The organism is Nocardioides bruguierae, assembly GCF_023554635.1.
GTDB lineage: Bacteria > Actinomycetota > Actinomycetes > Propionibacteriales > Nocardioidaceae > Nocardioides > Nocardioides bruguierae.
The window spans coordinates 88,122-102,031 of the sequence record NZ_JAMJPH010000021.1 but is presented as its reverse complement, the minus strand read 5'-3'; the positions used below and the strand labels follow the sequence as shown (position 1 = coordinate 102,031).

At 74.1% G+C, this 13,910-nt stretch carries 9 protein-coding genes; 5 read left to right on the top strand and 4 right to left on the bottom strand.

The annotated features are described in order from the left end of the window. Positions 1 to 172: 172 nt before the first annotated feature. Both M8316_RS12205 and M8316_RS12200 read right to left on the bottom strand, forming a co-directional pair. Positions 173 to 796: a hypothetical protein gene (locus M8316_RS12205; protein ID WP_250054946.1), complete on the bottom strand. Its 624-nt coding sequence runs from the start codon at positions 794 to 796 to the stop codon at positions 173 to 175. Between the two features lie 113 nt (positions 797 to 909). Next, entirely contained in the window at positions 910 to 2,019 is a 1,110-nt protein-coding gene (locus tag M8316_RS12200; RefSeq protein ID WP_250054944.1) for an MBL fold metallo-hydrolase, read from the bottom strand. A gap of 104 nt (positions 2,020 to 2,123) precedes the next feature. Here M8316_RS12200 and M8316_RS12195 point away from each other — a divergent pair, with 104 nt between their 5' ends. From M8316_RS12195 to icmF, 3 genes are all read left to right on the top strand, one after another. Beyond that, positions 2,124 to 2,954, top strand: coding sequence for a putative protein N(5)-glutamine methyltransferase (locus M8316_RS12195; protein ID WP_250054942.1), 831 nt, complete (start codon positions 2,124 to 2,126; stop codon positions 2,952 to 2,954). Positions 2,955 to 3,173: 219 nt separating this feature from the next. Beyond that, the gene (locus M8316_RS12190) at positions 3,174 to 3,668 is read left to right on the top strand and encodes a MarR family winged helix-turn-helix transcriptional regulator (protein ID WP_250054940.1); all 495 of its coding nucleotides are present in this window, start codon (positions 3,174 to 3,176) and stop codon (positions 3,666 to 3,668) included. A 137-nt stretch (positions 3,669 to 3,805) separates the two neighbouring features. After that, on the top strand, positions 3,806 to 7,009 hold the full coding sequence (gene icmF, locus M8316_RS12185) for a fused isobutyryl-CoA mutase/GTPase IcmF (RefSeq protein ID WP_250054937.1): 3,204 nt from the start codon (positions 3,806 to 3,808) through the stop codon (positions 7,007 to 7,009). On the opposite strand, the gene M8316_RS12180 is transcribed toward icmF, so the two are convergent. Next, positions 6,991 to 8,235, bottom strand: coding sequence for an acyltransferase family protein (locus M8316_RS12180; RefSeq protein WP_250054935.1), 1,245 nt, complete (start codon positions 8,233 to 8,235; stop codon positions 6,991 to 6,993). The genes icmF and M8316_RS12180 overlap by 19 nt on opposite strands. A 162-nt stretch (positions 8,236 to 8,397) precedes the next feature. Between M8316_RS12180 and M8316_RS12175 the strand changes: the two genes are divergently transcribed. Beyond that, positions 8,398 to 9,168: a helical backbone metal receptor gene (locus M8316_RS12175; protein WP_250054933.1), complete on the top strand. Its 771-nt coding sequence runs from the start codon at positions 8,398 to 8,400 to the stop codon at positions 9,166 to 9,168. Between the two features lie 157 nt (positions 9,169 to 9,325). Next, entirely contained in the window at positions 9,326 to 10,492 is a 1,167-nt protein-coding gene (locus M8316_RS12170; RefSeq protein WP_250054931.1) for a serine/threonine-protein kinase, read from the top strand. Between the two features lie 100 nt (positions 10,493 to 10,592). Here M8316_RS12170 and M8316_RS12165 read toward each other — a convergent pair whose 3' ends face one another. Continuing rightward, positions 10,593 to 13,904: a PQQ-dependent sugar dehydrogenase gene (locus M8316_RS12165; protein ID WP_250054929.1), complete on the bottom strand. Its 3,312-nt coding sequence runs from the start codon at positions 13,902 to 13,904 to the stop codon at positions 10,593 to 10,595. Positions 13,905 to 13,910 lie beyond the last annotated feature (6 nt).

The window sequence follows — 13,910 nt, the reverse complement described above, 5'->3', positions numbered from 1 at the left end:
GGGCCCCCCCCCCCCCCCCCCCCCCCCCCCCCACGCGGGGGGCGGCCCCCCCCCCCCCCCCGGGGGCGCGCCCCCCCCCCCCCCCCCCCGATCCCGGAGAGGTCGGTGCCGGAGAGGTCGGTGCCGGACGGGCGGCGAGGCCATGACGGGCTGGTGGGGGCGCGGCCGTCCCTCAGGACGCGACCTCTGCACGCACCTGCTCCTCCAGGCGCGCGAGGAGCGAGAGGTGCTCGGCACCCGGCAGCCGCTGCCCGGCCGCCCCGGCGGGCGACCAGGGCGTGTCCACGTCGGGCGCCGTGCCCCTCGTGATGAGCCCGACAAGGGCTGCGGTGGCGAGGTCGACGAGCGCGGCGTGATGACCAGCCGTCTCCTCCAGGCCACCCAAGCGGATGTCCAGCACGCCACCGACGGCGCGGCGCTCACCGATGTGCCCGGCGGCGAGCGCCATCGCCACCGCGGGGCGACCGACGGCCACGGTGCACCAGGTGCGCCACGTGACCTCGTGCTGCCACTCCTCGCTGGTGCGGGGCAGCAGCGCCGCCAGCCCTCCGCCGCGGTCGGCGGCCAGCCGCGCCCGCTCGTACCAGTCGTGGTCGTGATCGCCCGCCACGACGACCGCCGCACGGCGCAGCATCCCCGCACGGTTGCCGTACTCGTGGGCGAGCGTGCCCGGACTGGTGCGCAGCCGGGCGGCGATCCGGCGCTGCGAGGGTGGCTCGGGCCCTTCCTGCGCCAGGAGCCCGGAGATGGTGTCGGAGAGGTCGGAGTCGCGGCCGTACAGGTGCAGAGGTCTCATGCGAGAACGGTGCGGCCCACCACCGACAACCGGCCCTCCTCCGGCGCGAGTTCTCCACACCTCGCAGGTCAGCGGGGCAGCACACCCCGGGGCACCGGGGTACGCCGCGTCGGTCAGGGGCGCGCGGGCAGGAGCCCGAAGAGCAGCGCGCCGTCGACGGAGGGCTCGGTCAGCCGCACGGCGTCCCCCCGCGCCACCAGCAGCTCGAGGTGCGCCTTGGTCTCCATCGCGGCCAGACCCCCGGAGAACGGGTCCAGCGCCGCGTAGTCGGTCTCGTGCCGCGTCCAGCCGAAGGTGCCGGCGACCTCGTGCGCGGAGCGGGGGCCGTCGGCGAGCGCGGCCAGGCACAGTGCCAGCCGGTCCTCGTGATGCACGGTCAGCTCGTCGCACCGGGCGTGCGAGGAGCCGCCCACCGGGCCGTGCGCGGGCAGCAGCCCCAGGTCGGGCAGCGCCCGCACCCGGGTCAGCGACGCCATGAAGTCGCCCAGCGGGTGCGGGTCCGGCGGCACCACGAAGCCGATGGAGGGCGTGATGGTGGGCAGCACGTGGTCGCCGGCGAACAGCAGGCGGGCCGCGGCGTCGGCGAACACGTAGTGGCCGGGCGTGTGCCCGGGGGTGTGCACGGCGTCCAGCGTCCGCGCGCCGACGGCCAGCGGCACGTCCCCCTCCAGCCAGGCGTCGGGGCGGTGCCAGAAGTGGCCCTCGCCGGGCTTCTCGTCCTTCTCGATGATCGCCCACAGGTCGGCGAGCTCGGTGGCGCCCGTGCTGCGCAGCAGGGCCGCGAGCAGGGGCTCGGCGCCGGAGCGCCGGTCCTCCGGGTGCTCCTCCTCGGGCCCGTGCAGCGCCTCGAGGTACTCCAACGCCGGCTGCTCGCCGCGGCCGAGCACCACGTCGACGCCGAGCTCGGAGCCGAGCACCCGGGCCAGCGTGTAGTGGTCGCGGTGCACGTGGGTCACCAGGAAGCGACGCACGTCGCCGAGGCCGGAGCCGATCGAGCGCAGCGAGGACTCCAGCAGCTCGCGCGCCTGCGGGATCGCCCACCCGCCGTCCACCAGGACGAGGCCGTCGTCGGCCTCGATCGCGTAGACGTTGACGGCCTTGAGCCCGTCCTCGGGCAGCGGCAGGGGGATGCGGTGCACGCCGGGGGCGGCCGGCCAGGCCCCGGGGTCGGACCAGTGGCGGTCGGAGTCGGGGCTGACCGAGTGGGCAGTGTCCTGGGTCACGTCGCGAACGTACCCGAAGACCTACTTGCGGGTAACCCACGCCCGGTGGACGCCTGCTCGGACTCGCGCTCGGCCCCGGCGGCACCGCCCGGCAGGATGACGGCGTGCCCGCCCCCACCCCTGCACCCACGCCGGCACCCACGCCGGCGCCCGACCCGCTGGTCGCCCGCCTGCGCGCCGCCGGCTGCGTGTTCGCCGAGGACGAGGCGGCGCTGCTGCGCGGCACGGGCGCGGAGCCGGAGGCGCTGGAGGGCCTCGTCGCCCGCCGGGTCGCGGGCGAGCCGCTCGAGGTCCTCCTGGGCTGGGCCGAGGTCGACGGCGTGCGCGTGCGCACCGCAGCCGGGGTCTTCGTGCCGCGCCGGCGCTCGCTGCTGCTGGCCCGCGCCGCCGCCGCCCACCTGGCCGGCCGCGACACCCCCACGGTGCTCGTGGACCTGTGCTGCGGCACCGGCGCGCTGGCCCTCCTCGTCCTGGCGCTGCTCGCGCGCGGTGGCCACCCGGCACCCGCCCAGGTGCACGCCGCGGACCTCGACCCGCTCGCCACGGCCTGCGCCGCTGCCAACCTGTCCGGTGCACACGTGCACACCGGGGACCTGCTGGACGCCCTGCCCGACAACCTGCGCGGCCGCGTCGACGCCCTGGTGGTGAACGCCCCGTACGTGCCCACCGACGCCCTGGCGGACCTGCCGCCCGAGGCCCGCGAGCACGAGCCCCGGCACGCGCTCGACGGCGGCACGGACGGCCTCGACCTGCACCGACGCGTCGCCGCCCGCGCCGCGGAGTGGCTCGCGCCCGGGGGCCTGCTGGTGCTCGAGTGCGCACCGGGGCAGCAGGCCGCCGCCGTCCGCGCACTGGAGCAGGGCGGGCTCACCGCCACCCTCCTGGCGGACGAGGAGCTGGGGGCCACGGGCGTAGCAGGCGTCCTGCTCAGGTGACAAGCGTGTCCTGTCAGTGGTCTGCTCACTGCAACTGATTGAGCAGAAAATGATTGAGACGTCCACGACACGGAGACACTGGAGCGCAAGGCGTGCAGCCCCCCGCAGGACAAAGGGGGGCGGGCGCAGCACCGGTGGGGGGTCGCTGCGTCCGCTTGACGGGGGGCTGCCGCCACCTCACCGGCGTCCGGGCGCCGGGGCGTGCGGGAGGATGAGCGCATGACCCGCCCCGACCCGATCCGCGAGGCGCGCCGCCAGTGGGTGGCCCGCGGCTGGTCCGACGCCGCGGACGGCATGGCGATGGTGACCACGCTCGTGCGCGCCCAGCAGCTGCTGATGGAGCGGATCGAGGCCGTCCTGCGGCCGCACGGCCTGACCTTCGCCCGCTACGAGCTGCTGCAGCTGCTCTCATTCACCCGCGACGGGCGGCTGCCGATGACGCGGCTCGGCTCCCTGCTCCAGGTGCACCCGGCCTCGGTCACCAGCGCCGTCGACCGCCTCGAGCGGCAGGGGCTGGTGCTGCGCGAGCGCGGGGAGACCGACCGCCGAGTGGTGCTCGCCGTGCTCACCGACGCCGGCCGCGCACTGGCCGCCGCCGCGACCGAGGACCTCAACGACGTCTTCCGCAGCACCGGCATCGCGCCGGGCGAGGTCACCGCCCTCACCGACCTGCTGACCCGCCTGCGGCGCAGCGCGGGCGACCCGGTCGACTGATCCCGGCGGCACCTGCGACCGCCGACACCCCTTCCGCCCGGCACGCCCAGCACGTACTGTCGCCCACATACTTGGACGTCCAAGTAAGTGCGTCGCGACCCGGCGCCGACCCGTGCTCACCACCAGGGAGGACCCCCGTGCCCGAGCTCCACCGCCCCACCCACCCGGTGCGGATCGTCACCGCCTCCAGCCTCTTCGACGGCCACGACGCCTCGATCAACATCATGCGGCGGATCTTCCAGAGCCAGGGCTGCGAGGTGATCCACCTCGGGCACAACCGCTCGGTCGCCGAGATCGTGGAGACCGCGATCGAGGAGGACGCCCAGGGCGTGGCCGTCTCGAGCTACCAGGGCGGGCACGTGGAGTACTTCGAGTACCTCGTGCAGCTGCTCGCCGAGCGCGGCGCCGGCCACGTGAAGGTGGTCGGCGGCGGCGGCGGCGTCATCGTGGCCGAGGAGATCACCCGACTGCGCGAGAGCGGCGTCGTCATCTTCTCCCCCGAGGACGGCCAGCGGCTCGGGCTGGCGGGCATGGTCAACGAGGTCGTCCGGGCCTGCGACTTCGACCCGTGGGAGGTGCGCGGCGTGGACGCCGACGCGGTCATCGGCGGGGAGCGGGCCACGGTGGCGCGCGCGGTCACCGGCGCCGAGGGCGGCCACCTGGAGGAGGCCGTGCTGGCCCGCCTCCAGGAGGCGGCCGCCGCCCGCGCGGTGCCGGTGCTGGGCCTCACGGGCACGGGCGGGTCGGGCAAGTCCTCCCTCACCGACGAGCTGCTGCGGCGGTTGCGGGTCGACCAGCAGGACAAGCTGCGCGTCGCCGTCCTCGCCGTCGACCCCACCCGGCGCCGCGGCGGCGGCGCCCTGCTCGGCGACCGCATCCGGATGAACGCCCTCGACCTGGCGGGCCTGGACCGCGACCGCGTCTACTTCCGCAGCCTCGCCACCCGGGGGGCGCACGAGCTGCCGGAGCACCTCGACGACGTGCTCACCGTGCTGCGCGCCTCCGGCTTCGACCTGGTCGTCGTCGAGACCCCCGGCATCGGTCAGGGCGACGCCGCGATCGTGCCGTTCGTCGACACCTCGCTGTACGTGATGACGCCCGAGTTCGGCGCGGCCAGCCAGCTGGAGAAGATCGACATGCTCGACTTCGCCGACGTCGTGGCCGTCAACAAGTTCGAGCGCCGCGGCGCCGCCGACGCGCTGCGCGACGTGGGTCGCCAGCTGGTGCGCAACCGCGAGGCGTTCGGCTCCCGCCCCGAGGAGATGCCGGTCTTCGGCACCTCGGCGGCCACCTTCGGCGACGACGGGGTCACCGCGCTCTACCAGCACCTGCGGGGGCTGCTCGCCGAGCACGGGCTGGCCGTGGCCGCGGGCACGCTGCCCGAGGTCTCGGTGCGCCACTCGACCCGGTTCGGGGCCGTCGTCCCGGCCGAGCGGGTGCGCTACCTCTCCGACATCGCCACCACCGTGCGCGGCTACCACGCCGAGACCGCGCGCCTGGCCGCCTGCGCCCGCGACCTCCAGTCGGCGCGGTCCGTGGCCGCCGCCCTCCAGGCCCGGGGTGCGGACGCCGGCGGCGTGCCCGCCCTGGTCGAGGAGGCGCGCGCCGCGCTGCCGGCCGACGTGGCCGCGCAGCTCGAGGCGTGGCCCTCGGTGGTCGAGGCCTACTCCGGCGACGAGCAGGTCGTGCGGGTGCGCGACAAGGAGATCGTCACCCGGCTGACCAGGGAGTCGCTCTCCGGCAGCCGCGTGCCCCGCGTCGCCCTGCCCCGCACCACCGACGCCGGCGAGCTCGTCTCGTTCTGGCGGCGGGAGAACCTGCCCGGGGAGTTCCCGTTCACCGGCGGCGTCTTCAAGTTCAAGCGCGACAACGAGGACCCGGCCCGGATGTTCGCCGGCGAGGGCGACCCGGCGCGCACCAACCGCCGGTTCAAGCGGCTCTCCGAGGGCCAGCCCGCGACCCGGCTCTCGACCGCCTTCGACTCGGTGACCCTCTACGGCCAGGACCCCGACGAGCGTCCCGACATCTACGGCAAGGTCGGCACCTCGGGGGTCTCGGTGGCCACGCTCGACGACATGCGCCAGCTCTACGACGGGTTCGACCTGCTCAGCCCCTCCACCAGCGTGAGCATGACGATCAACGGCCCCGCGCCCACGGTGCTGGCGTTCTTCCTCAACACCGTGCTCGACCAGGCGGCCGAGCAGGGCGTGGACCCGGCCACCGCGCTGGCGACGGTCCGCGGCACGGTGCAGGCCGACATCCTCAAGGAGGACCAGGGCCAGAACACCTGCCTGTTCTCCACCGAGTTCAGCCTGCGCTGCATGGCCGACGTGCAGGAGTGGTTCATCGAGCACGGCGTCCGCAACTTCTACTCGGTCTCGATCTCCGGCTACCACATCGCCGAGGCCGGGGCGAACCCCCTGAGCCAGCTCGCCTTCACCCTGGCCAACGGCTTCACCTACGTGGAGTCCTACCTGGCGCGCGGCATGGCGATCGACGACTTCGCGCCCAACCTGTCCTTCTTCTTCTCCAACGGCATGGACCCCGAGTACTCGGTCATCGGCCGGGTCGCCCGCCGCATCTGGGCGGTGGCCATGAAGGAGCGCTACGGCGCGAGCGAGCGCAGCCAGAAGCTGAAGTACCACGTGCAGACCTCCGGCCGGTCGCTGCACGCGCAGGAGATGGACTTCAACGACATCCGCACCACGCTCCAGGCGCTGATCGCCATCTACGACAACGCCAACAGCCTGCACACCAACGCCTACGACGAGGCCGTCACGACCCCCACGGAGGAGTCGGTGCGCCGCGCCCTGGCCATCCAGCTGATCATCAACCGCGAGTGGGGCCTGGCGATGAACGAGAACCCGCTCCAGGGCTCGTTCGTGATCGACGAGCTGACCGACCTGGTGGAGGAGGCCGTGCTGGCCGAGTTCGACCGGATCACCGAGCGCGGCGGCGTGCTGGGCGCGATGGAGACCGGCTACCAGCGCGGCCGCATCCAGGACGAGTCGATGCTCTACGAGCAGCGCAAGCACGACGGCACGCTGCCGATCATCGGCGTCAACACGTTCCGCAAGGAGCACGCCGAGGGCGGCACCCCCGAGACCGTCGAGCTGGCCCGGGCCACGGAGGCGGAGAAGCGCTCCCAGCTGGAGCGGCTGGGCTCGTTCCGGGCCGCGCACGCCGAGGAGGCCCCGGCGGCCCTGGCGCGGCTCAAGGAGGTCGCCGCCGGCGACGGCAACGTCTTCGCGGCCCTGATGGACGCGGCGCGGGTCTGCACGCTCGGCCAGGTGACCGAGGCCTTCTTCGAGGTGGGTGGCGCCTACCGGCGCTCGGTCTGACCGACGTCCCCACCGGTCGTCGAGGTGCGAGGAGCCCCGGCGACCCCACCGGTCGTCGAGGTGCGAGGAGCCCCGGCGACCCCACCGGTCGTCGAGGTGCGAGGAGCCCCGGCGACGAGCCACGAGACGCCCGCACCCGACCTCGCACGCCGGCCCCCGGCCAGCCGGTCCAGCGCCGGCTCCACCCACGCGGGCAGCGCGAACAGCCACGTGCCGCCCAGCGCGAGCAGGCCGCGGTGCAGCAGCAGCGTGGTCGGCACGACGACGGCGAGCAGCACGAACGGCGCCAGGAGCGCACCCGCCGCACTGGTGCCGAGCGGCAGGGGCAGGTGCACGGCCAGCCCGAGCAGCGGCAGGTGCAGCACGTAGATCGGCAGCGTGCGGCGACCGAGCGCGGCCAGCAGCGCCGCCGGTCGACCGGTGGCCGCCTGGGCCACGCGCAGGCCCAGCGGCACCCCCACCAGGCTGGTGACGAGCAGCCGCGTGCTGACCGGCACGGCGCCGGCGTCCAGCCCGACCCAACAGAGCAGGTAGCCACCGAGGAGGAGCACCAGCGGGACGCGGCGCACGCGCTCGGCCACCGCGTGCACGAGGTCGGGGGCGAGCGCCCCGGCGACGAAGTAGACGGCGTGGAAGACCACCGAGAACCGGTTCCAGTGCTCGGTGGGCACGTAGGTGGCCAGCGCCGCGACGAGCGCGAGCACCACCAGGACCGGCACCCGCGGCAGCCGCACGACGGCCCGCGCGAGCAGGAAGTAGACCGCCAGCGCATAGAGGAACCACAGACTGGTCGAGGCCCACAGCAGGTCGGCCAGGACGTCGGTGACGCCGGTGAGGCGGTTGCCCGGCAGGGTCGTCTCCACCGAGAAGAACACCACCAGCGGCGGCAGCCACACCAGGTGCAGCCAGGCCGGGCCCCAGAACCGTGCGCGGGCCGCCCGCCACGGCCGCCGCACCGCGCCGGCGGCCACCAGGCCGCTGAGCACGAAGAACAGCGGCATCCGCACCGGCTTGAGGGCGGTGGAGATCTCGTACCAGGCCTGCGAGACCCAGCCGAGCTCCCCGGGCAGCTGCACCAGCAGGTTCTTGGTGGAGGCGTGGTGCAGCACCACCAGCAGGATCGAGGCGCCCTTGGCGACGTCGACCCAGGGCAGGCGGCCGGCACGGGGACGGTCGCTCGTCGCGTCCGGGCGGTCGCGGAGCGGGGCCGGCGAGAGGTCGGTCATCGGTGGTGCGGGTCTCCGAGCTGGCGTGAGGTGCTGACGTGAGGTGCTGACGTGCGGTGCGGACGTGCGGTGCGGACGTGCGGTGCGGACGCGCCATGGTGACGCACGGACAGGGCGGACACAGGATCGGCGCGAGCGGGCGCACCGCCCTACGGTGGACGGGTGAGCAGTCCCGCCCGCCGCGTCGTGTCCCTCGTCCCGTCCCTGACGGAGGCGCTGGCGGCCACCCGCCCCGAGGCCCTGGTGGGCGTCACCGACTGGTGCACGCACCCGCCCGACCTCGACGCGCACGGCGTCGCCCGCGTGCGGGGCACCAAGAACCCCGACCTGGCGGCGGTCCGGGCCCTGGAGCCCGACGTGGTGGTGGCCAACAAGGAGGAGAACCGGGAGATCGACGTGCGCCGGCTGCGCGAGGCGGGCGTCCGGGTGGTCGTGACCGAGATCGAGACGGTGCCGCAGGCGGTGGCCGAGATGCGCCGCCTGCTCGTCGACGAGCTCGGCTGGACGGACGAGGCCGGCGCCGGGCCGGCATGGCTCGACGCCGTGGCCGACGCCTGGCTCGGCCCCCTCCCCCCGGTGACGCGGGAGGTGGTGGTGCCGGTGTGGCGCGACCCGTGGATGGTGGTCGGTGCCGCCACGTTCACCGCCGACCTGTGCCGGCGCCTCGGGTGGCGCGTCCGGCACCCGGAGCCCGCCGCACGCTCCGCCCTCGCCCGAACGGGCGAGGATCGCTACCCCCGTGTCGAGAGTTCGTGGATGGATGCGGCCGGTGCGGACGCGGTGCTGCTCATGGACGAGCCGTACGTGTTCACCGAGGACGACGGGCCCGAGGTGTTCACCCGGACGCCGGTCGAGCTGGTCTCCGGACGCCTTCTGACCTGGTACGGGCCGTCCCTGCTGCGCACGCGCGAGTCCGTGGCGCGGGAGGCCTGAGCGCCCCGTGGCCCGGGTCCCGACGACCGTCGACGAGGCGGTTCACCCGAATCGGAGGAACCGGACCCCACCCCTGAGGGGGAGATTGGGCGCTCAGTGGACCGGGAACCCCTTGCCAGGCGGCACACAGCGTCGCCGGGGAGGATCGAGGACCAGGATGAGCGCACACGAGCAGCGGACGCGGCAGTCGGCCGTGCTGACGACCGACGTCGCCGCCGACCTGCCGGCGGTCACCGCGCACGGGCTGCCCGCCATCCCCCTCATCGCCGACCGTTACCGCGTGCTGGGCCCGCTGGGCACCGGCGGCACCGCCGTCGTCCACCGGGCTTGGGACACCCACCTCCAGCGCGAGGTGGCCCTCAAGGTCCTGCGCCGCGACGCCGACACCGACGTGAACCGGGAGCGGCTCGCCGACGAGGCCCTGCTGCTGGCCCACGTCCGCGTGCCCGGCGTGCCCGCGCTGGTCGACGCGGGGGCCCGGCCCGCGCACCTGGTCATGGACCTCGTCGAGGGCCACGACCTGGCCACCGAGATCACCCGCGGCCCGCTCGAGCCCCGTCGCGCCGCCCAGGTGGGGGCCGAGGTCGCCGCCGCCCTGGCGGGCGTGCACGCGCTCGGCGTGGTGCACCGCGACGTCAAGCCCGGCAACATCCTGCTCGGCCCCGAGCGCGCCATGCTCGCCGACTTCGGCATCGCCCAGTGGGACGGCCGCCGCACCCGCGACACGCCCGGCCACACGGTCGGCACCGTCGCCTTCCTCGCCCCCGAGCAGATCAGCGAGGACCCCGTCACCGACCGCGCCGACGTCTACGCCCTGGGCCTCGTGCTCCTCGAGGCCGTGACCGGGCGACGCGCCTACCCGGGCCGCGACGACAGCGCCGCCTACGCCCGGCTCCAGCACAGCCCGCTCATCCCGACGTCGCTGCCCGCCGGCTGGTCCGCGCTGCTGCACCGGATGACCCGCCGCGAGCCCGAGCAGCGGCCCAGCTCCGCCGAGGCCGCCGCGATCCTGCACGACCTCGCCTCCAGCGGCCTGCGCCAGGTGGTCAGCACCCTCTCCCCGGCCGCCACCGCGGTCGAGCGCAGCGCCGAGCAGCGGGTCCGCGCGGCCCAGCCCGCCCGGCACTCCGAGCCCGCCCAGCACTCCGAGCCCGCCCAGCGCGTCGACGCCACCGGCGTCCTCGCCCTCGACCTCATGCTCCAGCCCGTCCCCGTGGGCGCCCCCCGTCCTGCGGGCTCCGCCGGACGCCGGCGCGCCGCCCGCACCCGGCCCACCGCCCCGCGCCGCGGGTACGCCCCGCGACACCGCCGCGTCGCGGTCTGAGCCCCGCTCACCCCCGTCTCCCCCACCCACCGATCACGAGCCCACGCACGCAGGCCCCCGGACCTCACGGTCCGGGGGCCTGCGTGCTGTCGGGCTGCGGTCAGTCGGTGACCGGACGCAGCAGGGTGATCCGGCTGGCGCCGAGCTCGCTCACGTAGAGCACGCCCGAGCCGTCCGGCGCCTCGGCGATGTCCAGCGGCTCCGCGAAGCCGGTGAACCCGGTGACCCCCGTGGTGAGGCCGGTGACGTCGCCCGCGCCGTTGCGGTCGACGACCATCACGTCCTTGCCTGCGCTGTAGCGGACCACCAGCAGCTCACCGGCGAGCAGGTCGCCGAAGACGTCGCTGGAGTACTGCAGGACGCCGTTGGCCGAGGCGTGCATGCTGGCGTCGAAGACGTCCTCGGAGCGGAAGTTGCGGTCCGGCTCCACGCCCACCGGGTACTGCGTCTCCTCCCAGTCGTCCACGCCCGCCGTCGGGTTGCCGCCGTAGGAGATGAACTCGCAGCGCGACGGGTTCGGGTGGCCGTAGTAGCCGCCCTCGACGATGTGGTGGATGAAGTCGGTCTGCGCGACCGGGTTGCCCAGGATCGTGGCGAACGTGGGCCCGTCGTAGGTCCACGCCCCCGCCCCGCCGGAGTCGATCCGCGCCGAGCAGGTGTCCGGCAGGGTCTCCGGCACCGACGGGATGTTCGCGCCCGCCGCGGAGCCGTTGGTCGGCGCGTACAGCTGGCCGTCGTCGGTCCACACCAGGTCGAAGGCGTTGCGGACGCCGGTGGCGTACAGCGTCACCGGCGCACCTGCCGCGTACGGGTCGTAGGTCCCGCCGCCGTCGCTGGTCTTGACGTCCAGCGGCAGCGAGGCCGGGAGGGCGTCGGTGTCGATCCGCAGGATCGCGCCGGCCAGCTCGGTCTCGGCCCGGTTGGCCCACGCGGGGTCCGGGTAGCCCATGCCCGTGTTGGAGCCCATGGTCAGGTAGAGCGCCCCGTCCGGGCCGAAGGCCAGCGAGTTCGCCTCGTGGTCGTGGGCTGAGCGCGGCAGGTTCTCGATCACCGTCTCACCGTTCTGCAGGTTCGCACCGGTGAGGCGGTCGACCTTGCTCGACCAGTCGGGGACGTCGTCGGTGCCGATGTACATGAAGTTGTCGGTCACCCACAGGATCGGGTCCGTCGGGGTCGAGGCCGGGTCGAAGACCAGGCCGATGATCGTGCGGAACTCCCCACCGTTGAGGTCGTAGACCGTGTTGATCTGGTACTCGTTGCTCAGCGTCCCGTCCGCCGCCACGTCGTAGCGGAAGATGAAGCCGTTGAGCGTGGCCGCGTAGAACCGGCCGTCCGGCCCGAAGGTCATCGTCGTGAACATGTGGTCGTCCACGGCCACCTCCTGGCTGAAGGCCACGCCGTCGATGCCCGTGCCCGAGAGCAGCGTCCCGGTGGTGAAGGTCGAGCTGAAGGGCAGGAACTTGTTGCCCACCACGTCCTCGACCCCGTCGGTGACGACGAACTCGTACTCGGTGTTGGGGTCGAGCGTCTGGAACGGCGTCAGCACGAGCACGTCGCCGCCGCCGGAGGTGTTGGCCGAGGACGGCACCACGGCGCCGGTGTCGACCTCGTGCAGCTGCACGGTGTCCTCGGTGACGGTCGTGTAGTCGATCGCCCCGCCGGGCAGCGTGAGCTCGGTCGTCACGCTGAGGTCGCGGAACACGTCCGTGGCCCCGGTGGTGGGGGTGATGCTGGCGACGCGCGGCCGGCTCGGGTCGATCCAGTCGATGATCACGTAGTCGATCTTGGTGTTGGTGCCGGCCGAGGAGTCGATGGTGAGCCGACCGTCGACCACCGTCACGGTGCTGGTGCGGATGGCGAACCGGTTGGCGCTGGTGGGGGTGAACCCACCGACCGTCGTCACCCCCTCGACGTCGATGGCGTGGGTGCTGTCGTAGACGCCGGCGGCGTCACCGACGGCGACCTCGACGCGGTAGGTGCCGCTGGGCACCGCGAGCTCCCACGAGATCGGCTGCGCCAGTCCGTTGCTGCCGGTGCCGCTCCAGTCCATGTGCATCAGGCTCTGGAGCCGCGGGTCGGTGGTGGAGGCGTTGGACCGCTGGCGACCGTTCAGCGTGGCGTCGATCGGGGTGTCCGTGCCCTCCGCGACCCAGCCGAAGGAGTAGCCGCCCGTCTGCGCCCCGAACGCCGCGCCGCTGTCGAGGAGGTACCCGTCGGCGGGGGTGCTGCTGGTGGCTCCGAAGTCGACCAGAACCGGAAACGACGCCCCCCCGGGATCACTCCAGTCCTGCACGTCGAGGAAATTGATCTTCGTGTTCGAGCCGCCGACGGCGGAGACGTTCAGGACGCCGTCGGTGACCTCGACGTCGACGACGCCGGTGCGGAACTTGGTGGACCAGGTGGGCGTGTAGGCGGCGATCGCCTCGGTGCCCTCGACCACGATCCGGTGACTGGAGTCGTAGTTGTTGCCCGCGTCCCCGGTGCCGACGGTGACCCGGTAGGTGCCGTCGGGCACCGCGACCCCGAAGTCGCCCTGGTCGGTCACGCCGCTGCCGGCACCCGCCTGCATGTGCATGAACGTGGCCTGCCGCTGGTCGGCGAGGCCGGAGGCGTTGCGGGTGCGACCGTTGCCGACGAGCGAGAGCGGCGTGTCCGTGCCCTGCGCCAGCCAGCCGTAGACGCCGTCGGCGCGCTGGCCGTAGGCCTCGCCGAAGTCCCGCACGGACCCGTCGACCGGCTGGCTGCCGGCGGCGCCGAAGTCGACCGAGAACGGCAGGGCGACGGTCGAGACCGGCGCGGAGACACGGACGACGTCGACGTAGCTGATCTTGACGTTCGAGCCGCCGATCCCGTCCAGCGTCAGCCGGCCGTCGTCGACCGGCACCTGCACCGTCGCCGAGCGCAGCCGGTCGGCCGAGGTCGGCGCGTAGCCCGGCACCACGGTCACGCCCTCGGCGGCGACCGTGTGCACGCTGTCGTAGGACGGGGCGGGGTCGCCGAGACCCACGGTGACCTCGTACCAGCCGTCGGTCACCTCGACCTCCCAGGCGCCGGCGGTCCCGTCCGAGAGCGCCATGTGCATGAACGAGTTGACCCGCTCGTCGCTGAGGCCGGTGTTGTTGCGGTACCGACCGCGGCTGCTGAGGTCGAGCGGCGTGCTGCCGCCCTCGTCGACCCAGCCGTAGGTCAGGTCAGTGCCCTGCTGCGCCCCGGTCCGGTCCCCGTAGGGCTGGCCGAAGTCGAGCAGGTAGCCGGCCGCGGGGGTGGTCGAGGCGTTGCCGAAGTCGACGTGCAGCTCCGCCCCGGCGGGCCCGGCACTGGCCGTCCCGACGAGTCCGGCGCCGACGGCTGCTCCGGTGAACACCGCCGTACCCCACATGGTGGCAGCGATGGCCGCCGCTGTGCGTTTCATGTACGT